We start from the raw sequence: 21,459 nt of genomic DNA, 5'->3' as shown, positions 1-21,459 counted from the left end.
CGGGGAGGGCGGCGGCTCCGGGACCGGTGGCTTCGTGAGCGGCGGTGCGGTGACGGGTGGCTCCCCGGCCGGCCGTTCCGTGACCGGCAGGCCGGGTGGCGGGGGTCCGTGACCCGCGGTTCCGCGGGGAGGCCGGTCCGCTGCCCGCTACGCCGTGCGCAGCTGACGGGCCAGTTCGCCGACCGCCTGCAGCGCGCGGGCGTGCAGTCCGTGCCCGAAGGTGATGCGGGTCGCGCCGAGCCGGCCGAGCTCGGCGTGCGAGGGATCACCCGGCCGGGCCAGGAAGTTGAGCGGGCCCTCGACGCCCGCCGCGCGCAGCCGCGGGAGCTCCCCGGCGGGCGCGAGGACCGGGAAGACGCAGTCCGCGCCCGCCGCCACGTACAACCGGGCGCGTTCGGCGGCCTCCTCGGCCGTCCCGCCGTGGAGGTAGGTGTCCACGCGCGCGTTGACGAACAGCGCGGACCCCGCCTCCTCCCGTACCGCCGCGATGCGTTCGGCGTGCTCGATCGGGTCGCGCAGGCGGCGGGTGCCGCGTACGGAGTCCTCCAGATTGAGGCCGGCCGCGCCGGTCTCCAGGACCCGCGCGACCAGCTCCTTCGCCGGCAGCCCGTAGCCGTCCTCCAGATCGGCGGTGACCGGTACGGAGACGGCGCGGACGATCCGGGCGACCGCCGCGAACATCTCGTCCGCCGGAGTGTGCCCGTCCGGGTGGCCGAGGGCGGCGGCGATGCCCGCGCTGGGCGTGGCGAGCGCCGGGAAGCCGGCCTCCTCGAAGACGCGCGCGGTGGCGGCGTCCCACGGGCCGGGCAGGACGAGGGGGTGGGCGCCGGGCGGCGTGTCGTGCAGGGCGCGCAGCCGCTCGGCCGTGCTCGGGCCGCTCACCGCTTGTGCGTCCCCGGGGTGTAGTGGCCCGGGGTGAACCGGCAGGTGACCCCGATCCGGTTCCAGGCGTTGATGACCGTGATCGCTCCGATGACGTGCGCGAGCTCCGTCTCGTCGAAGTGCGCGGCGGCCTCCGCGTACACCTCGTCGGGCACGAACCCGTCGGTGAGGACGGTGACGGCCTCGGTGAGCCCCAGGGCGGCCAGCTCGCGCTCGGTGTAGAAGTGGCGCGACTCGCGCCAGGCCGACAGCTGGACGATCCGCTGCACGGTCTCGCCGGCCGCGAGCGCGTCCTTGGTGTGCATGTCGAGGCAGAAGCCGCAGTTGTTGATCTGCGAGGCGCGGATCTTGATCAGCTCGTAGAGGGTGGGCTCGACGTGCTTCGCCGCCGCGATCTCCAGCCCGATCATGGCCTTGTAGAACTCCGGGTGCTTCTCGGCGAAGGCGAGCCGGGGCGCGTGCTCCTCGGCGTAGGCGGCAGGGGCGGCGGAGGCGGTGTCGGTGATCGTCATGTCGGCCACCGTACGGGCCGGATGGTGCCCGGGTATGGTCCATTCCCATGGCGAACGAGTGGGCCACTTTCGGGGCCGACCTGCATCTGGAGCTCTCCGGGAAAGGTCTGCGCAACGGGCTGATGAACGCGCTGCGGGAGGCCGTCCGCAGCGGACGGCTCGCGGCGGGGACCCGGCTGCCGTCGTCCCGTGCGCTCGCCGCCGACCTGGGCGTGGCCCGCAACACGGTCGCCGACGCCTACGCGGAGCTGGTCGCCGAGGGGTGGCTGACCGCGCGACAGGGCTCGGGGACGCGGGTGGCCCCCCGGTCGGCGCCGCGCCGCCCCGCGCCGCCGAGCCGTCCGGCCGGCCCCCGGGCCGGGGCCGGGAGGCCGACGTACAACCTGCGACCCGGCACCCCCGACCTCGCCTCCTTCCCGCGCGCCGACTGGCTCAAGGCGGCCCGCAAGGCGCTGACGGCCGCACCGCACGAGGCCTTCGGATACGGCGACCCCCGCGGGCGGATCGAACTGCGCACCGCCCTCGCCGAGTACCTGGCGCGGGCCCGCGGGGTGTACGCGCGGCCCGAACGCGTCATGGTCTGCTCGGGTTTCGTGCACGGCCTGATGCTGATGGGCCAGGTGCTGCGGGCCCGCGGGGTGCGCGAGGTGGCCGTGGACTCCTACGGCCTCGACATCCACCGGGAGCTGCTCGAACGGGCGGGCCTGCGGCTCCCGCCCCTGCCCTTCGACGAACGGGGCACGCGGACGGAGGAGTTGGGGGCCATGGGGAGCCGGGTCGGGGCCGTCCTGATGACGCCCGCCCACCAGTTCCCCATGGGCGGGGCGCTGCGGCCCGACCGGCGGGCGGCGGCCGTCGACTGGGCGCGGGCCGCCGGGGGACTGATCCTGGAGGACGACTACGACGGGGAGTTCCGCTACGACCGGCAGCCGGTCGGCGCGCTCCAGGGCCTCGACCCGGAGCGGGTCGTCTACCTCGGCACCGCCAGCAAGTCCCTCGCGCCGGGGCTGCGGCTGGCGTGGATGGTGCTCCCGGAGCACCTGGTGGACGAGGTGGCGGCGGCGCAGGGGGCGGCGGACCGGGCGTCGAGCGTGACGGACCAGCTGACCTTCGCGGAGTTCCTCCGCTCCGGCGCGTACGACCGGCACGTGCGCGCCATGCGCCTGCGCTACCGGCGCCGCCGCGACCAGCTGGTGGCGGCCGTCGCCGCGCGCTCCCCGGAGACGCGGGTCAGCGGCATCGCGGCCGGGTTGCACGCGGTGCTCGAACTCCCGGCGGGCACCGAGGCCGCGGTCGTGCGCTCCGCCGCCTTCCAGGGCCTGGCCCTGACCGGCCTCGACGACTTCCGGCACCCCGCCACCCCGCCGACGGGGGACGCCCTGGTCGTCGGCTACGCGACCCCGCCGGACAGCGCCTGGTCCGGCGTCCTGGAGGCGCTGTGCCGGGTCCTTCCCTAGGCCCTGCCTTTCGGATCATGCCGGGCTCGCGGCGTCCGGCACGCGGACGCCGCTCCCTGATCCGGCCTGATCCGAAAGACAGACCCTGGGCCCTGTCGTCACACTCCCGCCTCCGGGCGACGACGGGAGGTGGGCGACAAGACCCGGGAGGCCGTCGGCCCCCGCCCGACGGCGCTGCCGCCTGGGCGCCTCCGCCCCGTGCGTCCGGGCGACGGCGCCGGCCCGCCGGATCACGCGCCCGCGCTTGGCGCTCCCGCTTTCCGGTGCGTGTCCGGGTCCGCGGCCGTCACTCGGCGGGGGCCACGTCCGTGGTGGACGGCGCCTCGCCGAACCGCGCGAGCGTCAACGAGCCCGCGACGGCGATCGCGAAGCCCAGGAAGGCCAGCCAGGAGAGGCCCTCGCGGGTCCGGTCGCCGAGCCAGGCGACGCCGACGATCGCCGGGCCGATCGTCTCGCCGAGCACCAGTCCCGCCGTCGCCGTGGTGACCGCACCGCTGTGCAGGGCCGAGGTGTAGAGGAGGAACGCGGCGCCGCCGCCGACCAGGAGGGCGTAGAGCGCGGGGTTCGCGAAGTCCACCGAGTCGATCAGCCGGACCGCGACCTCCACCACCCCGAAGCCCACACCGCCCGCCAGACCGAGAGCCAGCGCCCGGGGCCGTTCCGGCAGGCGCCCCGCCGCCGCGCCGACCAGCAGCACGGCGAACGCCGCCACGAGCAGCCCCCACCCGAGGCCCTCCCCGACGTCCTCGTGGCCCTCCTTGCCGGAGGCGAGCGCCAGCATGGCGAGCCCGAGGCAGACCAGGCCGACGGCCGTCCACTCGACGTGGCGCAGCCGCACGTCGAGGACCCGCGAGGCGATCACCGCCGTCACGGCGAGACTCGCCGCGAGCGCCGCCCCGACCGCGTAGATCGGCAGCGTCCGCAGCGCGACGATCTGCAGCACGAAACCGAACCCGTCCAGGCCGAGGCCGGCCACGTACCGCCACTGCCGCAGCGCCCGCCACATCAGCGTGACGTCGACCCCGCCGCCGGTGCCGGGCTCGGCAGCCCGGGCCCCCATGGCCTGGAGCACCGACGCGGCGCCGAAGCAGAACGCGGAACCCAGCGCGCACAACATCCCAAGTAGCACGAAAGGGACTCTAGTGCGACGGGGATCGGCCAGGTGGCCAGGCCGGGCCTACACTGTGCGATCGCAACCAGGCGCGGGCAGACGCCGGTGCGGGACAGGGGAGGAAGAGCGATGCGCAGACTGAGGTCCGGCACGGTGATACTCGGCGGCGTGAGCGTGCTCGCGGCGACCCTGACCGCGTGCGGCTCCGAGCCCGACCGCCGGTGCATCGACCCGGTGACGTACAAGGAACTCCCGGACTACCAGTGCTCCGACGGTGACGGCGACGGCAGCAGCAGCTCCCACGGCGGCCGCTATTACTACGGCGGCTCCTCCCGCAGCGGCACGGTCAGCGGCGGCAGCTTCGACAAGTCGGCCGTCGACAGCGGTGGCTTCGGCGGCCACCACTCCTCCTCCGGCGGCTGACCCCCGTGGAGCGCCACACCATCGAACCCCGCCCCGGCTGGCAGCAGACGGTCGAGGAGCAGGGGCTGATCTACCCGCTGACCCGCTACCCGGACGGCTCGCTGCGCCCCTACTGGGACGAGAGCGCGTACTACTCCTTCACCCTTCCCGAGGTCGAGGCCCTGGAGGAGGTCGTCGAGGAGCTGCACGCCATGTGCCTCGCGGCCGCCGCGCACATCGTGGAGAAGGACCGGTTCGCGGAGCTCGGGATCACCGACCCCCGGGTCCGGTCGCGGGTCGCGGAGGCGTGGCGCCGCCGGGACGAACTGCCCACCCTCTACGGGCGGTTCGACCTCCGGTACGACGGTACGGGCCCGGCCAAGATGCTGGAGTACAACGCCGACACGCCCACCTCCCTGGTGGAGGCGGCCGGCCCGCAGTGGTTCTGGATGGAGGAGCGCTTCCCCGGCGCCGACCAGTGGAACTCCCTCCACGAGCGGCTCGTCGACGCCTGGAAGCGCCAGGCGCACCTGCTGCCGCCCGGCAGCCCGGTCCACTTCGTCCACTCCGACGGCGACGAGCTCGGCGAGGACCTGATGACCGTCGCGTACCTGCGCGAGACCGCCCAGCAGGCCGGTCTCGCCACGGAGGCGCTGTCGGTGGAGCGGATCGGCTGGGACCGGATCGCCGGACGCTTCGTCGACGACCGGCTCCGCTTCATCCGCGCCTGCTTCAAGCTCTACCCGTGGGAATGGCTCACCACGGACCGCTTCGGGCCGCACGTCCTCGACACCCTCGACAACGGCGGCGGCACCGGGACCACCTGCTGGATCGAGCCGGCCTGGAAGATGCTGCTCTCCAACAAGGCGCTCCTCGCGATCCTCTGGGAGCTGTACCCCGGGCACCCGAACCTGCTGCCCGCCTACCTCGACGGCCCGCGCGAACTGGCCGCCTCCGACGGTCCCGGCTACGTCTCCAAGCCGCTGCTCGGGCGCGAGGGCGCGGGCGTCACGCTCCACGAACCGGGCGCCGCGCCGGTGCCGCGCGAGGACGAACCCTGCTGCTACCAGGAGTCGGCCCCGCTGCCCGACTTCGACGGCAACCGGGTCGTGCTCGGTGCGTGGACCGTCGGCGACGAGGCGGCGGGGCTCGGCATCCGGGAGTCGGCGGGCCCGATCACGGACGAGTACGCCCGCTTCATCCCGCACGTCATCCTCTGAGGGCGCCGACGGGCGGAGCCGGGGCGAGGTGCGCGGCGCGCGCCGGCCCGGCCCGCCCTCCGGAGCCGTGTCGACCCAGGAGGGACGGGCCGGAGCCTGCGCGCCGGAGCGCCGCCGCGCCCCCGCCGTGCTCCCCCGGCGGTCCTACTCCGAGAGCACCGCCCTCAGCTGCTCAAGGCCCCAGTCCAGGTCCTCCTTGCCGATGACCAGCGGAGGGGCGATCCGGATCGTCGAGCCGTGGGTGTCCTTCACCAGGACGCCGCGTTCCATCAGCTTCTCCGAGATCTGCCGTCCCGTGCCCTTCGCCGGGACGATGTCCACGCCCGCCCACAGGCCGCGCCCGCGGACCGCCTCCACCGCGCCGCCGCCCACGAGCAGGCCCAGTTCCGCGTGCAGGTGCTCGCCGAGCTCGGCCGCCCGCTGCTGGTACTCGCCGGTCCGCAGCATCGCCACGACCTCCAGCGCGACCGCGCAGGCCAGCGGGTTGCCGCCGAAGGTCGAGCCGTGCTCGCCCGGGCGGAAGACGCCGAGCACGTCACGGTCCGCGACGACCGCCGACACCGGCACCACGCCGCCGCCGAGCGCCTTGCCCAGGATGTAGACGTCCGGCACCACGCCCTCGTGCTCGCACGCGAAGGTCCGGCCCGTACGCCCCAGGCCGGACTGGATCTCGTCCGCCATGAACAGGACGTTCCGCCGGGCCGTCAGCTCCCTCACCCCGCGCAGGTATCCGGGCGGCGGGACCAGCACCCCGGCCTCGCCCTGGATGGGTTCGAGGAGCACCGCCACCGTGTTCTCGGTGACCGCCGCCTCCAGCGCGGTCAGATCGCCGTACGGCACGATCTCGAAGCCCGGCGTGTAGGGGCCGTAGTGGTCGCGGGCCTCGTGGTCCGTGGAGAAGCTGACGATCGTCGTGGTGCGGCCGTGGAAGTTGTTGGCCGCGACGACGATCTTCGCGTGCCCGTCCGGCACGCCCTTCACCTCGTATCCCCACTTCCGCGCGGTCTTCACCGCCGTCTCCACCGCCTCCGCGCCGGTGTTCATCGGCAGCACCGCCTCCTTGCCGCACAGCTCGGCCAGGCGCGCGCAGAACTCCCCGAAGCGGTCGTGGTGGAAGGCGCGCGACGTGAGCGTCACCCGCTCCAGCTGAGCCCGGGCGGCATCGAGCAGACGCCTGTTGCCGTGGCCGAAATTGAGCGCCGAGTAGCCGGCGAGCATGTCGAGGAAGCGACGCCCCTCGACATCGGTCATCCACGCCCCCTCGGCAGAGGCGACGACCACGGGAAGGGGGTGGTAGTTGTGGGCGCTGTGCGCGTCCGCGGAAGCGATCTCGTCTTGCGTTCTCGACACGGGATCTCCGTTCGTCCTGCGGCCTGGGGCGGGTGTGGCTCCCTGTTCTTATCGTCGCTCGTCTGCCGGACGGGGAAACCTGCGTGTCGGCGCGCCCGCCAGTCCGGAAACACGCGCGGCGACCGGCGAACGGGGAACGCACCCCGGGGGAGCCGTGCGCGGCGGACCGCACGAGGTGCCGCGCTCACCGTGGTCCGCGCCGAGGTCGCCGACCTCATGACCGCCTTCCCGGCCCCCGGCCTCCCGGCCCCCGGCCTCCCGGCCCCCGGCCTCCCGGCCTGACCTGCAGCGGGGCCTTCGGCAGGGCCTCCGGCCGGCCCCGGACCCCGGAGGCCCCGCCGCCCCCCCCGGGCGGGTCCCAGGCGGATCCCTCCGCCGCGCGCCGTGTGGGCCTCGTCTCATCGGCCGTGTCGCCCAGCGGCCACGACCGGGCGGCGCCCCCGTCCTCGGAGCGCCCGGCGAGCGGGTGCGCCGTGCGGAAGGTCTGCTGCACCGCGTTTCCGACGTCCCTCCCGCCCCACGGACCTCCGCCGTCCGCCGCGCCACCGCCGCAGGAGCGCGGACCAGCTCCGCGTACGCCTTCCGCCACCCCGGCGCGGACGCGGGCGATCACCGTGGCCTCGTCCTCGCCCGGGACGCCTCGGGCGTCCTCGCGGCTCTGATACACCGGCAGTCGGGGATCGCTTCCCACACCTGAGAGAATGATGAGCATGGCTTCTGACCGACCGCGCGTGCTCTCCGGAATCCAGCCCACCGCAGGCTCGTTCCACCTCGGCAACTACCTCGGCGCCGTGCGCCAGTGGGTGGCCCTCCAGGACTCCCACGACGCCTTCTACATGGTCGTGGACCTGCACGCGATCACGGTCCCGCAGGACCCGGCCGAGCTGCGCGCCAACACCCGGCTCGCCGCCGCCCAGCTGCTCGCCGCGGGCCTCGACCCCGAGCGCTGCACCCTCTTCGTCCAGAGCCACGTCCCCGAGCACGCCCAGCTCGGCTGGGTCATGAACTGCCTCACCGGCTTCGGCGAGGCCTCCCGCATGACGCAGTTCAAGGACAAGTCCGCGAAGCAGGGCGCCGACCGCGCGACCGTCGGCCTTTTCACGTACCCGATCCTCCAGGTCGCCGACATCCTGCTCTACCAGGCCCACCAGGTCCCGGTCGGTGAGGACCAGCGCCAGCACATCGAGCTCACCCGCGACCTCGCGGAGCGCTTCAACGGGCGCTTCGGCGAGACGTTCACGATCCCGGCGCCGTACATCCTCAAGGAGACGGCGAAGATCTACGACCTGCAGGACCCTGCGATCAAGATGAGCAAGTCGGCGTCCACCCCCAAGGGTCTGATCAACCTGCTCGACGACCCGAAGACGACGGCGAAGAAGGTCAAGAGCGCGGTCACCGACACCGACACGGTCATCCGCTTCGACCCGGCGAACAAGGCCGGCGTCTCCAACCTGCTCACCATCATGTCCGTGCTCACCGACACCTCGGTCGCCGACCTGGAGAAGAGCTACGAGGGCAAGATGTACGGCGCCCTGAAGACCGACCTCGCCGAGGTCATGGTGGACTTCGTCACTCCCTTCCGGACCCGCACCCAGGAGTACCTGGACGACCCGGAGACGCTGGACTCGGTCCTGGCCAAGGGCGCGGAGAAGGCCCGCGCGGTCGCCGCGGAGACCCTGGCGCAGACCTACGAGCGGATCGGTTTCCTGCCTGCCAAGCACTGAGCCGGGCCAGGGGTCCGAGGACCCTGGCCGAAAGGGTGCCGCAGGCCGCACACTGGCGGCTGTAGCACCACACACGTTTCGACGGACGACGGAGGAGAACGACGTGGGGACCGTAACGATCGGCGTCTCGATCGCGGTCCCGGAGCCTCACGGCAGCCTGCTCCAGGAGCGGCGCGCGGGCTTCGGGGACCCCGCCGCGCACGGCATTCCGACCCACGTCACCCTCCTCCCGCCGACCGAGGTCGGCGAGGAGCGTCTGCCCGCGATCGGGGCGCACCTCGCCGCCATCGCCGCGCTCAGCGACCCCTTCACGATGCGGCTCGACGGCACCGGCACCTTCCGGCCGCTCTCCCCGGTCGTCTTCGTGAAGCTCGTCGAGGGCGCCGACGGCTGCGACGTGCTCCAGCAGCGCATCCGGGACGCCGCCGGCCCGGTCCCGCGCGAGCTCCAGTTCCCGTACCACCCGCACGTCACCGTCGCCCACGGCATCCCGGAGGCGGCGATGGACCGCGCCTTCGAGGAGCTCGCCGGTTACGGCGCGGAGTGGACCTGCAGCTCCTTCGCGCTGTACGAGCAGGGCGCCGACGAGGTGTGGCGCAAGCTGTACGAATACGAGTTCGGCAGCGGCCGTACGGTCACCGTCCCCGCCGTGCCGGCGCAGGGCGGCAGCCCGGTCGACGAGCCGACCGCCACCCGCTAGCCGCCCCGGGCGGTCTCCGTCCGCCCCCGGCCCGTCCGGTCGCGATCACATCGGCAGGCGCCGGAACACCGCCCTCGGCACGTGCCGCAGCGCCGACATCACCACGCGCAGCGCTCCCGGCACCCAGACCGTCTCCGAGCGGCGCCGCAGCCCCAGCTCGATCGCCGTCGCGACCGCCTCCGGAGTGGTCGCCAGCGGGGCCTCCTCGCGGCCCAGCGTCATCTTCGAGCGCACGAAGCCGGGCCGGACCACCATGACGTGCACTCCGGTGCCGTGCAGCGCGTCCCCGAGGCCCTGCGCGAAGGCGTCGAGACCGGCCTTCGACGAGCCGTAGATGAAGTTCGCCCGCCGGGCCCGCTCGCCGGCCACGGACGAGAGCACCACGAGTGAGCCGTGCCCCTGCGCCTGGAGCGCCTGGGCGCAGACCAGGCCCGCGGAGACGGCTCCGGTGTAGTTGGTCTGGGCGACCCGGACGGCCGCGAGCGGGTCGGACTCGTCGCGGGCCTGGTCGCCGAGGACGCCGAAGGCGAGCAGCACCATGTCGATGTCCCCCTCGGTGAAGAGCTTGCCGAGCCGCTCCTCGTGGGACTCGGTGTCGAGCGCGTCGAAGGGGACGGTGTGCACGTCCGCGCCGAGCGCCCGCAGCGAGTCCGCGGCGGCGGCCAGGGCGGGGGAGGGCCGCCCGGCGAGCCACACCGTGCGGGTGCGGCGGGCGATCAGGCGGCGGGCGGTGGCCAGCCCGATCTCGGAGGTGCCGCCGAGAACGAGCAGGGACTGGGGCGCGCCGAAGGCGTCCTTCATGGCGTTCACGCTCCTCAAGAGATGTCGTGGGTCGAAGTGCTGAGGCGGGGGGCAGGGGCAGGGGACAGGGGCTGGGGTCAGAGGCCCAGGCGGCGGGACAGGTCGGAGACGAAGACCGACCGCGGGTCGAGGGTGGCGCGCAGCTCGCGGAAGTCGGCGAGCCTCGGGTACATCGCGGCCAGCAGCTCGGGCCGCAGCCGCGAGTCCTTGGCGAGGTAGACCCGGCCCCCCGCGTTCACGACCTCCTCGTCGAGCTCGTCGAGGAACGCGCCGAGGCCGCTGAGCGAGGCCGGGATGTCGAGCGCGAGGGTCCAGCCCGGCACCGGGAAGGACAGCCAGCCGGGGTCCGCCTCGCCGAAGCGCTTCAGCACGGCGAGGAAGGACGGGCAGCCGCGGCTCGCGATCCGGCGCACGACCCGGCGCAGGGTCTCCTCCTGTCCGTGGCCGACGACGAACTGGTACTGCACGAAGCCGCTCCGCCCGTAGACCCGGTTCCAGTGCGGGACGCCGTCGAGGGGGTGGAAGAACGCGGAGAGCCGCTGCAGCCGGCCGGTGGAGCGGCGGGGGGCCTTGCGGTACCAGAGCTCGTTGAACAGCCCCACGCCCGTGCGGCCGAGCAGGCCCTCGGGGACGTACGCGGGTGCGGCGGGCAGCCGGCCGGGCCGGAAGCCGAGCGGTGCGCGGCGGGCACGGCGTGGCAGCGCCTCGTACGGCGCGTGGTCGCCGCGGGTGAGGACGGCACGGCCGGTCGCGGCGCCGCGGGCGAGCAGGTCGATCCAGGCGACGGAGTAGCGGTGGCGGTGGTCGGTGGCGGTCAGCCGGGCCATCAGGTCGTCGAGGTCGGTGGCGCGTTCGGTGACGACGTACATCAGCGAGGTCTCGACGGGCAGCAGCCGGAGGGTCACGGAGAGGATCACGCCGGTCAGGCCCATGCCGCCCGCGGTGGCGTCGAAGAGCGGCGTGCCGGGGGTGAGCGTGTGCACCTGTCCGTCGGCGGTGAGCAGGTCGAGGGAGACGACGTGCCGGGCGAAGGAGCCGGAGACGTGGTGGTTCTTGCCGTGGATGTCGGCGCCGACGGCCCCGCCGACGGTGACGTAGCGGGTGCCCGGGGTGACGGGCACGAACCAGCCGAGCGGCAGCAGCACCTCCATCAGGCGGTGCAGGCTGACGCCGGCGTCGCAGACGACGAGCCCGGTGTCCGCGTCGATCGCGCGGATCCGGGACAGGGCCGTCATGTCGAGCACGGAGCCGCCGGCGTTCTGGGCGGCGTCGCCGTAGGCGCGGCCGAGGCCGCGGGCGATCGAACCGCGGGCGCCGCAGGCCAGCACGGCGGCGGCGGCCTCCTCGTAGGTGCGGGGGCGGATCACCCGGGCGAGGGTGGGGGCGGTGCGGCCCCAGCCGGTGAGCGTGTGGAAGCCGTCGTAGGCGTCGTCGTACCCGTCGTACCCGTCGTACGTCTCCTGCGAGGCGTACGGGCCGGGCTCCGCAGGGGCCGCGTCGGGCGCCTGAAGGGTCTCCGCCCCCGCGCCCCCTTCCGCCCGGGCGCCCCCCGCCGGGTCCCCCGCGGATGTGCCCGCGCCCGCGGGGGACCCGGCGGGGCCGTCGGCCCCGGCCGCGGCGGAGTCGGTGGCGGGGTGCGCGGGCGCGACACCCGTCTCGATGTCGGTCTCGGCTGCCATGGAGGCGACGGTATCGCCGGGACTGTCGCTTATGCCGGGATTGGCGGGCGGTTCGTCGAAATGGGTGATTAAACGAGTGTCAGGAAAGAGTGCCGCCGCCAACGGACCCTCCGCCCGTCAGAGTCGCCCCTGGTGGACGGCGACGCGCGGAGGCGAGGGAGACGACGCATGCGATACGGGGACTGGACCGCGGCCGACCACCGGGTCCTCGCCGCGCTGCGCGCCCGGGGACGGCGCCCCGCGGTGGCCGCCGCCGCCCGGGCGCTCTCCCGCGGAGGCGAACACGCCGCCCTGTGGCTCGCCGCCGGACTCGCCGCCGCCGCGGTCGACCCTCCGCGCCGGGCCGGCTGGCTGCGGGGCACCGCCGTGATCGGCGCCGCACACCTCGCCGGCATGGGCGTCAAACGGCTCGTACGGCGCCCCCGGCCGCACCCCGGGGAGTACGCGCCCCTGGTCCGCACCGCCGGCCGGCACTCCTTCCCCAGCTGCCACGCCAGCTCCGCCGCCGCCGCGGCCGTCGCCTTCGCCGCCCTGCACCCGCCCGCCGCGCACGTCGCCGTCCCGGCCGCCGCCGCGATGTGCCTCTCCCGGCTCGTCGTCGGCGTCCACTATCCGACCGACGTCGCCGCCGGCGCTCTCCTGGGCGCGGCCACCGCGACGGCCGGCCGCCGCTGGGTCACCGGAGGCCCCCGTGACTGAGCACGCGACGGGCCGCACCGGCACCGCCCTGCTGGACCCGCCCGCCACGCCCCCGCTGCGCCGTCCCCGGCCCGGCACCCTCTCGGTGGCCCGCGGGCTCGTCCGGACCGCACGGCCCCGCCAGTGGGTCAAGAACGCCCTCGTCGTCGCCGCGCCCGTCGCCGCCGGACAGCTCGGCTCCTGGCACCACGCGGCCCGACTCGCCCTGGTCTTCGCCCTGTTCACGGCCGCAGCCTCGGCCGTCTACCTGGTCAACGACGCGCGCGACGCCGCGGCCGACCGCGCCCACCCCGTCAAACGGCGCCGCCCCGTCGCCGCCGGCGTCGTCCCCGTACCCCTCGCGTACGCCACCGGCGCCGCGCTCGCGCTCGGGGCCGCGGTCGCCGCCGCCCTGTTCTGCAACGCCATGACGGCGCTGCTGATCACCGCCTACCTCGGCATGCAACTCGCCTACTGCCTGCGCCTCAAGCACGTCCTCGTCGTCGACCTCACCGTCGTCGCCACCGGCTTCCTCATGCGGGCGATGATCGGCGGGATCGCCCTCGGCATCCCGCTCTCCCGCTGGTTCCTCATCACCACCGGCTTCGGCGCGCTCTTCATGGTCGCCGCCAAGCGCTACTCCGAGGCCGTGCAGATGGAGTCCGCCCAGGGCGCGACCCGGGCGCTGCTCACCCAGTACACGACCGGATACCTGCGCTTCGTCTGGCAGTTGGCCGCGGGCGTCGCCGTCCTCGGCTACTGCCTGTGGGCCCTGGAGAGCGGCGACGCCGCCACCGGCACGCTGCTGCCGTGGCGCCAGCTCTCCGTCGTCGCCTTCGTCCTGGCGGTGCTCCGCTACGCCGTCTTCGCCGACCGCGGCACGGCCGGCGCGCCGGAGGACGTCGTCCTGCGGGACCGGCCGCTCGCCGTCATCGGACTGGCCTGGGCCGCCGTGTACGGGATGGCGGTCGTGGGGCTGTGAGCGCGGAGCTGCGGCAGGGCGGTCCTCGGACCGTGCGCGCCGAACCGGGGCGGGGCGGCCACCGGCCGCCGGACGCCGCGGGCGCCGGGTGGCCGAGCCGCCCGTGGTCGGGCCTGGCCCCGGCGTGGCCGAGCCGCCCGCGGTCCGGCGGGGGAGCGCGTCGCGAGGTGCTCGGCTTCGCCGCCGCCGGGCTCGCCGCGTACGCCGCCGACCTCGCCCTCTTCGTGTGGCTGCGCGGGCCGCTCGGCGTCGGCCCGATCGCCGCCAAGACGCTGTCCTTCCTGGCCGGCTGCACGGTCGCCTACCTCGGCAACGCGCTCGGCACCTATCGCCGGCGGGCCGTCTCCCTGCGCGAGTACGGCGTCTTCTTCGCCGTGAACGCGGCGGGCGCCGCCGTCCAGTTGCTCTGCCTCGCCGTCTCCCACCACGGCCTCGGTCTCACCTCGGCGAGCGCCGACACGGTGTCCGGACTCGGGGTGGGGATGGTCCTGGCTACCTGTCTGCGATTCTGGGGTACCAGGACCCTGGTGTTCCGGACCCCGTCCCCCCAGGAAGAGGCGCACACGCCATGGACTGGCTGACCAAGCTCCCCGTCGTCGGCCCGTGGGTCGTCCGTCTCATGAAGACGCACGCCTGGCGCGCGTACGAACGGCTCGACGAGATCTACTGGGCCCGGCTCGCCGCCGCCATCACCTTCCTGAGCTTCCTCGCGCTCTTCCCGCTGATCACCGTGGCCGCCGCGATCGGCGCCGCACTGCTCTCCCCCGCACAGCTCGACCGGATCGAGACCAAACTCGCCGACCAGGTCCCCGGCATCTCCGACCAGCTCGACATCGGCGGCCTCGTCGACAACGCCGGCACCATCGGCCTCGTCGCCGGTGTGGTGCTGCTCTTCATGGGCATCGGCTGGGTCGGTTCGATGCGCGAGTGCCTGCGCTCGGTGTGGGGCCTCGACGGCGTCGACCAGGGCAACCCGTTGCTGCGCAAGGGCAAGGACACGATCGTGCTGCTCGGACTCGGCGGTGTGATGCTGGGCTCGCTCGCCGCGTCCTGGCTCGGCTCGACCGCCGTCGGCTGGAGCGCCGAACGGATCGGCGTCTCGCACTCCGGCGCCGGCGGCTTCTTCCTGGAAGCCGCCGCGATCCTGGTCGCGGTCGCCGCCGACTTCCTGATCCTGTCCTTCGTCCTGACCCTGCTGCCCGGAGTCGAGCCGCGGCGCCACGACCTGGTGATCGCGGCGCTGATGGGCGCGATCGGCTTCGAACTCCTGAAGCTGCTGCTGGGCGGCTACATGAAGGGCGTCGCGGCGAAGTCGATGTACGGGGCGTTCGGCGTACCGGTCGCCCTGCTCCTGTGGATCAACTTCACCGCGAAGCTCCTGCTGTTCTGCTCGGCCTGGACGGCGACGGGGGTCAGGGGTTCACCGGAGCCCCGTCGACCGGAGCCGCCGGAGCTGGAGGAGCCGACGGTGACGCCGTAGCCGCCGCGGAGCCGGAGGTCTCCCCGGCCCCGTCCGCTGACCCGGCCCCGGCCTCCGGGCCGTCCTCGGCCCCGGCCCCGGCGGCGTCGGAGCCCGGGGTCTCCCCGGGCTTGCGGCGGCGGGCCGAAGCGGCCAGCGGCCAGCGGCGGTTCACCAGGAAGACGGCGGCGGCGAGCAGGACGAGCACGCCGCCCGCCACGGCCAGCGCGATCCCCGCGCCGCCGGACCTCTCCTGCGCGACGGCCGCGTGCCCGACACCCGTCGGGGCGTTCTTGCCGGGCGCGGGGGCGGTGCCGTCCGAGGGGCCCGCGCCGGTCCCCGGGTTCGTACGGACCGACTTCGGCGCCACCAGCTCGCCGACCGGAGTCACCTTGCCGGTGGCCGCGAAACCCCAGTCGAGCAGGCGGGCCGTCTCCTTGTAGACGGCGTGCTGCTCCTTCGAGGAAGGGTTCATCACGGTGACGAGCAGGACGTGTCCGTTGCGCTCCGCGACGCCGGTGAAGGTCGCGCCGGCGTGCGTGGTGTTGCCGTTCTTGACGCCGGCGATGCCCTGGTAGGCGGGAACGCCGATGTCGCCGGTGAGCAGCCGGTTGGTGTTCTGGATCTCGAAGGTCTCGCGCGTCTTGCCGGGCTTCTGCTCGCCGGGGAACTTCGCCCGGGCGGTCGACGAGTACTCCCGGAAGTCCGGGTTCTGCATGCCGTGCCGGGCGATGAGGGTGAGGTCGTACGCGGAGGAGACCTGGCCCGGGGCGTCGTAGCCGTCCGGGGAGACCACGTGGGTGTCGAGGGCCTGGAGGTCGTCGGCCTGCGCCTGCATGTCGGCGACGGTCTGCTCGACGCCGTCGTTCATGGCCGACAGGACGTGGACGGCGTCGTTGCCGGAGCGCAGGAAGACGCCGAGCCACAGGTCGTGGACGCTGTAGGTCTGCTTCTCCTTGATGCCGACCAGACTGGACCCGACGCCCATGCCGGCCAGGTCCTGGGCCAGCACGGTGTGGTTCTCCGTCTTGGGGAACTTCGGCAGCAGGGTGTCCGCGAACAGCATCTTGAGCGTGGAGGCGGGCGCGAGCTTCCAGTGCGCGTTGTGCGCGGCGAGCACCTGGCCGCTCTCGGCGTCCGCCACGATCCACGAGCGTGCGCTGAGCTCCTTGGGCAGCACCGGGGCGCCGGGGCCGAGCTGCACCTGCGTGCCGGGCTGGGCCAGGCGCGTCCCGCCGACGCTGGACATGAGGGCGGGCGGCTTGGGCTGCTGCTCCTTGTCGTCCGCCTGCGCGGGGGCGGCGGTGAGGAAGGGGAGCAGGGTGGCGGCGGCGGTCGCCGAGAGGGCGACTTTCGCGGTCATCTTCGAAGCAGACACGATCGAGAACGTACATGCCCGGAAGCCGGTTCCGAACCCCGCGGGGCGGTTCGTCCCCGCTCGTCCACCCGTCCGCAGGGCCCGTGGGGCGGCCGGTGATACTGGGACCATGAAGCTCAGCCGTCCCGTCTCCTGGTTCCTGCTCGCGTTCGGAGTGTGGAGCTGGCTCATCTGGGTCACTTTCGTCAAAAACCTCTGGCACGACGCGAGCGGTCTCGCCTTCGACGACGCGGGCGATCCGACGGCCTACTTCTGGGTGCACCTGCTGCTGGCCGTCACGTCCTTTGTTCTGGGGACGGTCGTCGGGGCGATCGGGTTGCGCGGCGTGCGCGCCCTTCGGCGCGAGCGCGGATAGGGGACTCCCGGGCGTGGTCGTCTTCCTGCTGGTCCTGGTGGCGGTCCTCGCCCTCCTGGTCCTGGTCCACCGGTACGTGTGGCGGCGCCTCGTGCGCGATCTGACGGAGCCCGGCACGGCCGTCCGCCGGCTCGGCACGGCCGCGGCGTTCCTGCTGCCGCTGCTGTCGCTGGCCGCGCTCGTCTCGGGGCGGGCCGGCGCCCCCTTCGTCCTCCAGCAGATCGTGGCCTGGCCGGGCTTCCTCTGGCTGGCGCTGCTGCTGTACGTGACGCTCGCCCTCGTGGTGACGGAGCCGCTGCGGCCGCTGCTGCGGCGGTGGCCGGCCCGCCGGACGCCGGCGGGCGACGCCGTGCCGGCCGCGGCGGAGTCCGCTCCCGCGGACGCGCCTTCGGACGCATCCGCCGGGGCGCGTACGGAGGCGCCCGCCGAGGCACCCGCCGAGCCGGCCGCCGAGGCACCCGCCGTGTCGGCCGGGGACGAGGCCGTGAAGCCCGCCGGGTCCGGCGCGGCCGCGCCCGGGGTTTCCCGCCGGCTCTTCGTCAACCGGCTCGTCTCCGGCACCGCGGCCGCCGTCGCCGTCGGGACCGTCGGGTACGGGACGTACGGGGTGCTGCGCGGGCCGCGGGTGAAGCGGGTGACCGTGCCGCTCGCCAAGCTGCCGCGCGGGGCGCACGGGTACCGGATCGCGGTGGTGTCGGACATCCACCTGGGGCCCGTCCTCGGGCGCGCCCACACCCGGCGCATCGTCGACACGATCAACGCCACGCAGCCCGATCTCGTCGCCGTCGTCGGCGACCTGGTCGACGGCACCGTCGAGGACCTCGGCCCCGCCGCCGAGCCGCTCGCCCGGCTGCGGGCCCGCGACGGCGCGTTCTTCGTGACCGGCAACCACGAGTACTTCTCCGGCGCGGACGCCTGGGTCGACCACGTCCGCGAGCTCGGAATGCACCCGCTGCGCAACGCCCGCGTCGAGATCGGCGCCGGCTTCGACCTCGCCGGCGTGGACGACGTGGCGGGCGAGAGCGAGGGGCAGGGCCCGGACTTCGCGAAGGCGCTCGGGGACCGGGACCGGGCCCGCACCGCGGTGCTGCTCGCGCACCAGCCGGTCGTCATCGACGACGCCGTACGCCACGGGGTCGACCTCCAGCTGTCCGGCCACACCCACGGCGGCCAGCTCTGGCCCGGGAACTACCTGGCCGAGCTGGCGAACCCGACGGTCGCGGGCCTGGAGCGCTACGGCGACACCCAGCTCTACGTCTCGCGCGGGGCGGGCGCCTGGGGACCGCCCGTGCGGGTCGGCGCGCCCTCCGACATCACCGTGGTGGAGCTGGCCTCGAAGCAGGCGTGACGAAGCGGGAGGAAAACGGGCCTTCCGCGGGTGCCCACAGGCGCCTCACCGGGTGCGTCCCGGGGGGAGCCGTGCCGGATACGTACTGCCGAGTACCGCCGAGTCCCCTGAAATCCCTAATCCCTGGACATATACCTGCAGTGTGAAGGTTTACCCTTCCACTAGTGAAGACCGTGTGATTGGCTGGCGCCATCGCGGCCGGCCGATTTCCGCCGCGACAGGGGTGGGAACGAAAAGGAAGCACGACTCATGCGGTCTACGGTCCGTCTGCGCATTTTGATCACTTGTGGGGTATTGGTGGTCGCGGGGATCGGAGGCTGGCAGCTGCTGCCCTCTGATGACGTGCGATCCGATCCGATCACGGTCGGGACGACGGACGAGGTGACCTCGCTCGACCCGGCCGGTGCCTACGACGCCGGCTCCTGGGCGATGTACAGCAACGTCTACCAGTCGCTGATGACCTTCAAGCCGGGCTTCACCACCCCGGTCCCGGACGCCGCGAAGAACTGCCGGTTCGTCGGCTCGGCGTTGACGACGTACGCGTGCACGCTCCGCGACGACCTCACCTTCTCCAACGGGCACAAGATCACCGGTGACGACGTCCGCTACTCCTTCGAGCGGATGATGTCGATCAAGACGGACGTCGGTCCGGCGCCGCTCTTCCCGACCCTGCGGAAGGTCGTGGCCGACGGCCAGAAGGTCACCTTCCAGCTCAGCGGACGGGACGCCACCTTCCCGCTGAAGCTCGCGACGGGTGCCGGCTCGATCGTCGACCACACCGCGTACTCGGCCAAGGGGCTGCGCAGGGACAACGTGGTCGACGGGTCGGGACCTTACGTCCTCAAGGAGTACCAGCCGGGCGTCAGCGCCCGCCTGGAGCCCAACCCCCGCTACCGGGGCGCCATCACCAGGACCGGCCGCCCGGTGATCGTGAAGTACTTCAAGGAGTCCGAGCAGCTCGCCGAGGCCTGGAGGGGCAAGCAGGTCGACGTGACGCACCGGCAGATGCCGCCGGCCTTCCTCGACAGGCTGAACGAGTCGGCGCCGACCGACACCAAGATCACCGAGGCCGCGAGCGCCGAGATCCGCAATCTCAACTTCAACGTGCGCCCCGACTCGGCCATGGCGAAGAAGGCGGTCCGGCAGGCCGTGGCCGCGGTCGTCGACCGCCCGGCCATCACCACCGGCCCGTACCGGAGCACGGTCGAGCCGCTGTACTCGCTCATCCCGCAGGGCTTCGTCGGGCACAGCACCGCCTTCTACGACGCCTACCCGGCGCCCAGCACCTCCCGGGCCAGGAAGCTCCTCACGTCCGCGGACGTCGACATCCCGGTGAAGTTCACCCTCGGCCACCGCAAGGACGCCACCTACGCGGCCGAGGCCGCCGAGCTGAAGAAGCAGCTGGAGGAGACCGGCCTCTTCGAGGTCAAGGTCGTCCCCGTGGAGTGGACGGCGTTCCAGAAGGAGTACGCGCAGGGCAGGTTCGACGCGTACACGGTCGGCTGGCTCCCGGACTTCCCGGACTCCGACAGCTTCACCGCCCCGCTCGTCGGCACCGGCAACACCCTGCACAACACGTTCTCCAGCGCGGCGATCGACTCGCTGATCGCCGCCACGCAGCAGTACAGCGATCGCGCCCGGGCGACCGACGACTTCAAGGCCATCCAGGACGAGGTCGCCAAGGACGTGCCGCTGGTCCCGCTGTGGCAGAAGAAGGACTACGTGCTGTCGACCGAGGAGGTCGCCGGTTCGCAGTACCTGTCGGACGGCACCGGCATCTGGCGGCTCTGGGAGCTGAGCTGGATCTAGGGGCGCCCCAGGGCCGGAAGGGGCCCCGGACCACCCGCCGTGGTCCGGGGCCCCTTCCATGGGCGAGGTGTGCGGCCGGCCCGCTGTCAGGCCGGGCGGTCGCCCGCCCGCCCGGGCTTGCCCGAGGCCGCCATTCCGGCCGCCGTCGGCATGAAGTCGGCGAGCAGCGCGTGGGTCTCCTTCACCAGCGGACGCAGGATCCGGAAGCGGGAGAGCGAGATCGCGCGGGCGGTGACCGGGGAGAGGCGCTCGACCAGGCGCCGGCTGTTGGCGGCGCCCTCGGAGCGGTCGTAGACCCAGAATAGCACCAGGCCCATCTGCTGCAGCCACAGCAACTGCGGCAGGGGCTCGGCCAGTTCGGGGTCGACCTTCACCGACGCGCCGGCGATGACGCGCCGGTGCACCTCGATGGCCGCCTCGCGCGGGCCCTCCGACTCGGGGGAGAAGGGGCTGAGCGGGCTGTCCGGGTCGGCGGCGTTCTTGAAGAACTGCGAGGCGAACTCGTGGTACGGGGCGGCGATGTCGAGCCAGGCGAGGAGCACGCCCCGGATCCGGGCGGTCAGGTCCTTCTCCCCGCTCTCCAGGATGGGCGCGACGGCCCGCTGGTGCTCCTCGGCGATCCGGTCGTAGAAGCCCTGGACGAGGTGTTCCTTGGAGGAGAAGTAGTAGTACGCGTTGCCGACGGAGACGCCGGCCTCCTGCGCGATGGCCCGCATGGTCGTCTTGTCGTAGCCGCGCTCCCTGAACAGGCGGAGCGCGGTCTCCAGGATGAGCGCGCGGGTCTGCTCGCTCTTCGGCGCCTTGGCGGGCTTGTCCGTCGGCTGCCCGCCGGCGTCCGGGCCCTGCTTCTCTTCCATCGCGACCTCCACAGGCCCTGAGCCTAGCCGGACGGACCGGGTGCCTCGCACGGCCCGTCCGCGCAGGGGGTGCGGTCCGCCTTCAGGGCCTCGCGCCACCGGGCGGCGACGAGGGCCGTGGCCCCGGCGAAGTCCGGCGGTCCTTGCGGGCGGGCTTCGGCCGGGACGCGGGGGGTGGGGCGCCCGCGGGTGCCGTGTCGGGGGCTCAGGCGCCGGTGGTGGGGGTCGCCCAGGGGTTGGGGCCCTGAGGGCCGGCGCCCCTGGCGGGGCCGGTCCAGCCCTGCGGAGCGGCCGGCGGGACGTGGCCGCGCTCCAGGGCGCCCCGGCGGCGGATCCTGCTGAGGACGTAGACGTTGGCGAGGTGCAGCACGCCGAGCACGAGCAGGACGACGCCGAGCTTCACCGACAGGGCCTCGAAGAGCTCCCGGGCGTCGCGGACGGCGTCGTCCCGGCTCAGGTGGAGGGCGACGAAGCCGAGGTTGACGAGGTAGAAGCCGACGACGAGCAGGTGGTTGACGGCGTCCGCGAGCTTCTCGTTCCCGTGCAGCACGTCGGCGAGGAAGACCTTGCCGTTGCGGCTGAGGGTGCGGGCGACCCAGATGGTGAGTCCGACGCTGACGAGCAGGTAGACGACGTACGCGACGACAGTGAGGTCCATGCCCTCACGCTCCCTTGAACGCGTTCAAAGCTGACGTCCCTGACGGTGGACCTCTCCTTGAACATGTTCAAGTGTGGGTGCGGGCGGAGCGGGAAAC

General features: G+C 73.6%; 21 protein-coding genes. 12 read left to right on the top strand and 9 right to left on the bottom strand.

Annotation, left to right across the window (positions count from 1 at the left end; genetic code table 11):
• Nucleotides 1-147: 147 nt before the first annotated feature.
• Together ACGF1Z_RS16955 and ACGF1Z_RS16950 are read right to left on the bottom strand one after the other, a co-directional pair.
• Entirely contained in the window at nt 148-882 is a 735-nt protein-coding gene (locus ACGF1Z_RS16955; protein ID WP_393004615.1) for an isocitrate lyase/phosphoenolpyruvate mutase family protein, read from the bottom strand.
• Nucleotides 879-1,394 (bottom strand): carboxymuconolactone decarboxylase family protein, encoded by a 516-nt coding sequence (locus tag ACGF1Z_RS16950; protein WP_393004613.1) that lies wholly within the window; start codon nt 1,392-1,394, stop codon nt 879-881. The genes ACGF1Z_RS16955 and ACGF1Z_RS16950 overlap by 4 nt, the downstream gene beginning before the upstream one ends.
• Nucleotides 1,395-1,441: 47 nt before the next feature.
• On the opposite strand from ACGF1Z_RS16950, the gene ACGF1Z_RS16945 reads away from it, so the two are divergent.
• Nucleotides 1,442-2,851, top strand: coding sequence for a PLP-dependent aminotransferase family protein (locus ACGF1Z_RS16945; protein ID WP_393004611.1), 1,410 nt, complete (start codon nt 1,442-1,444; stop codon nt 2,849-2,851).
• A gap of 286 nt (nt 2,852-3,137) precedes the next feature.
• Here ACGF1Z_RS16945 and ACGF1Z_RS16940 read toward each other — a convergent pair whose 3' ends face one another.
• Nucleotides 3,138-3,968: a hypothetical protein gene (locus ACGF1Z_RS16940; protein WP_393005632.1), complete on the bottom strand. Its 831-nt coding sequence runs from the start codon at nt 3,966-3,968 to the stop codon at nt 3,138-3,140.
• A 123-nt stretch (nt 3,969-4,091) separates the two neighbouring features.
• Between ACGF1Z_RS16940 and ACGF1Z_RS16935 the strand changes: the two genes are divergently transcribed.
• Together ACGF1Z_RS16935 and ACGF1Z_RS16930 are read left to right on the top strand one after the other, a co-directional pair.
• Nucleotides 4,092-4,385 carry a hypothetical protein gene (locus ACGF1Z_RS16935; RefSeq protein ID WP_393004609.1) on the top strand — a complete coding sequence of 98 codons (294 nt, stop codon included), beginning with the start codon at nt 4,092-4,094 and terminating at the stop codon, nt 4,383-4,385.
• Between the two features lie 5 nt (nt 4,386-4,390).
• Nucleotides 4,391-5,584 (top strand): glutathionylspermidine synthase family protein, encoded by a 1,194-nt coding sequence (locus ACGF1Z_RS16930; protein WP_393004607.1) that lies wholly within the window; start codon nt 4,391-4,393, stop codon nt 5,582-5,584.
• Nucleotides 5,585-5,728: 144 nt separating this feature from the next.
• On the opposite strand, the gene rocD is transcribed toward ACGF1Z_RS16930, so the two are convergent.
• The gene (rocD, locus tag ACGF1Z_RS16925) at nt 5,729-6,934 is read right to left on the bottom strand and encodes an ornithine--oxo-acid transaminase (protein WP_393004605.1); all 1,206 of its coding nucleotides are present in this window, start codon (nt 6,932-6,934) and stop codon (nt 5,729-5,731) included.
• 710 nt (nt 6,935-7,644) lie between these two features.
• On the opposite strand from rocD, the gene trpS reads away from it, so the two are divergent.
• Nucleotides 7,645-8,658, top strand: coding sequence for a tryptophan--tRNA ligase (gene trpS, locus ACGF1Z_RS16920; protein WP_393004603.1), 1,014 nt, complete (start codon nt 7,645-7,647; stop codon nt 8,656-8,658).
• 103 nt (nt 8,659-8,761) lie between these two features.
• On the top strand, nt 8,762-9,358 hold the full coding sequence (locus tag ACGF1Z_RS16915; protein WP_393004601.1) for a 2'-5' RNA ligase family protein: 597 nt from the start codon (nt 8,762-8,764) through the stop codon (nt 9,356-9,358).
• Between the two features lie 45 nt (nt 9,359-9,403).
• Here ACGF1Z_RS16915 and ACGF1Z_RS16910 read toward each other — a convergent pair whose 3' ends face one another.
• Both ACGF1Z_RS16910 and ACGF1Z_RS16905 read right to left on the bottom strand, forming a co-directional pair.
• Nucleotides 9,404-10,159: a decaprenylphospho-beta-D-erythro-pentofuranosid-2-ulose 2-reductase gene (locus ACGF1Z_RS16910; protein ID WP_393005630.1), complete on the bottom strand. Its 756-nt coding sequence runs from the start codon at nt 10,157-10,159 to the stop codon at nt 9,404-9,406.
• A 77-nt stretch (nt 10,160-10,236) separates the two neighbouring features.
• Nucleotides 10,237-11,838, bottom strand: a complete 1,602-nt coding sequence (locus ACGF1Z_RS16905) for an FAD-binding protein (protein ID WP_393004599.1) — start codon at nt 11,836-11,838, stop codon at nt 10,237-10,239.
• A gap of 168 nt (nt 11,839-12,006) precedes the next feature.
• Between ACGF1Z_RS16905 and ACGF1Z_RS16900 the strand changes: the two genes are divergently transcribed.
• The 4 genes from ACGF1Z_RS16900 (at nt 12,007) to ACGF1Z_RS16885 (ending at nt 14,978) form a co-directional block, all read left to right on the top strand.
• Nucleotides 12,007-12,537 carry a phosphatase PAP2 family protein gene (locus ACGF1Z_RS16900; RefSeq protein ID WP_393004597.1) on the top strand — a complete coding sequence of 177 codons (531 nt, stop codon included), beginning with the start codon at nt 12,007-12,009 and terminating at the stop codon, nt 12,535-12,537.
• The gene (locus tag ACGF1Z_RS16895) at nt 12,530-13,498 is read left to right on the top strand and encodes a decaprenyl-phosphate phosphoribosyltransferase (protein WP_393004595.1); all 969 of its coding nucleotides are present in this window, start codon (nt 12,530-12,532) and stop codon (nt 13,496-13,498) included. The genes ACGF1Z_RS16900 and ACGF1Z_RS16895 overlap by 8 nt, the downstream gene beginning before the upstream one ends.
• A 113-nt stretch (nt 13,499-13,611) precedes the next feature.
• A complete protein-coding gene (locus ACGF1Z_RS16890) occupies nt 13,612-14,079 on the top strand; it encodes a GtrA family protein (protein WP_393005628.1) in 468 nt (155 codons plus the stop codon).
• Nucleotides 14,067-14,978 carry a YihY/virulence factor BrkB family protein gene (locus ACGF1Z_RS16885; RefSeq protein WP_393004593.1) on the top strand — a complete coding sequence of 304 codons (912 nt, stop codon included), beginning with the start codon at nt 14,067-14,069 and terminating at the stop codon, nt 14,976-14,978. The genes ACGF1Z_RS16890 and ACGF1Z_RS16885 overlap by 13 nt, the downstream gene beginning before the upstream one ends.
• On the opposite strand, the gene ACGF1Z_RS16880 is transcribed toward ACGF1Z_RS16885, so the two are convergent.
• Nucleotides 14,911-16,320, bottom strand: a complete 1,410-nt coding sequence (locus ACGF1Z_RS16880) for a D-alanyl-D-alanine carboxypeptidase family protein (RefSeq protein WP_393005626.1) — start codon at nt 16,318-16,320, stop codon at nt 14,911-14,913. The genes ACGF1Z_RS16885 and ACGF1Z_RS16880 overlap by 68 nt on opposite strands.
• Before the next feature lie 124 nt (nt 16,321-16,444).
• On the opposite strand from ACGF1Z_RS16880, the gene ACGF1Z_RS16875 reads away from it, so the two are divergent.
• The 3 genes from ACGF1Z_RS16875 (at nt 16,445) to ACGF1Z_RS16865 (ending at nt 19,847) form a co-directional block, all read left to right on the top strand.
• Nucleotides 16,445-16,690 (top strand): SCO4848 family membrane protein, encoded by a 246-nt coding sequence (locus ACGF1Z_RS16875; protein ID WP_393004591.1) that lies wholly within the window; start codon nt 16,445-16,447, stop codon nt 16,688-16,690.
• A 13-nt stretch (nt 16,691-16,703) separates the two neighbouring features.
• Nucleotides 16,704-18,038, top strand: coding sequence for a metallophosphoesterase (locus ACGF1Z_RS16870; protein WP_393004589.1), 1,335 nt, complete (start codon nt 16,704-16,706; stop codon nt 18,036-18,038).
• Between the two features lie 249 nt (nt 18,039-18,287).
• Entirely contained in the window at nt 18,288-19,847 is a 1,560-nt protein-coding gene (locus ACGF1Z_RS16865; protein ID WP_393004587.1) for an ABC transporter substrate-binding protein, read from the top strand.
• A gap of 86 nt (nt 19,848-19,933) precedes the next feature.
• Here ACGF1Z_RS16865 and ACGF1Z_RS16860 read toward each other — a convergent pair whose 3' ends face one another.
• Together ACGF1Z_RS16860 and ACGF1Z_RS16855 are read right to left on the bottom strand one after the other, a co-directional pair.
• On the bottom strand, nt 19,934-20,704 hold the full coding sequence (locus ACGF1Z_RS16860; protein WP_393004585.1) for a TetR/AcrR family transcriptional regulator: 771 nt from the start codon (nt 20,702-20,704) through the stop codon (nt 19,934-19,936).
• A gap of 205 nt (nt 20,705-20,909) precedes the next feature.
• Nucleotides 20,910-21,362: a hypothetical protein gene (locus ACGF1Z_RS16855; protein WP_393004583.1), complete on the bottom strand. Its 453-nt coding sequence runs from the start codon at nt 21,360-21,362 to the stop codon at nt 20,910-20,912.
• Nucleotides 21,363-21,459 lie beyond the last annotated feature (97 nt).

This window comes from Streptomyces sp. NPDC048018 (assembly GCF_043202995.1).
Lineage (GTDB): Bacteria > Actinomycetota > Actinomycetes > Streptomycetales > Streptomycetaceae > Streptomyces.
The sequence above is the reverse complement of the archived record's forward strand: the minus strand, read 5'-3'. Positions and strand labels throughout refer to the sequence as shown.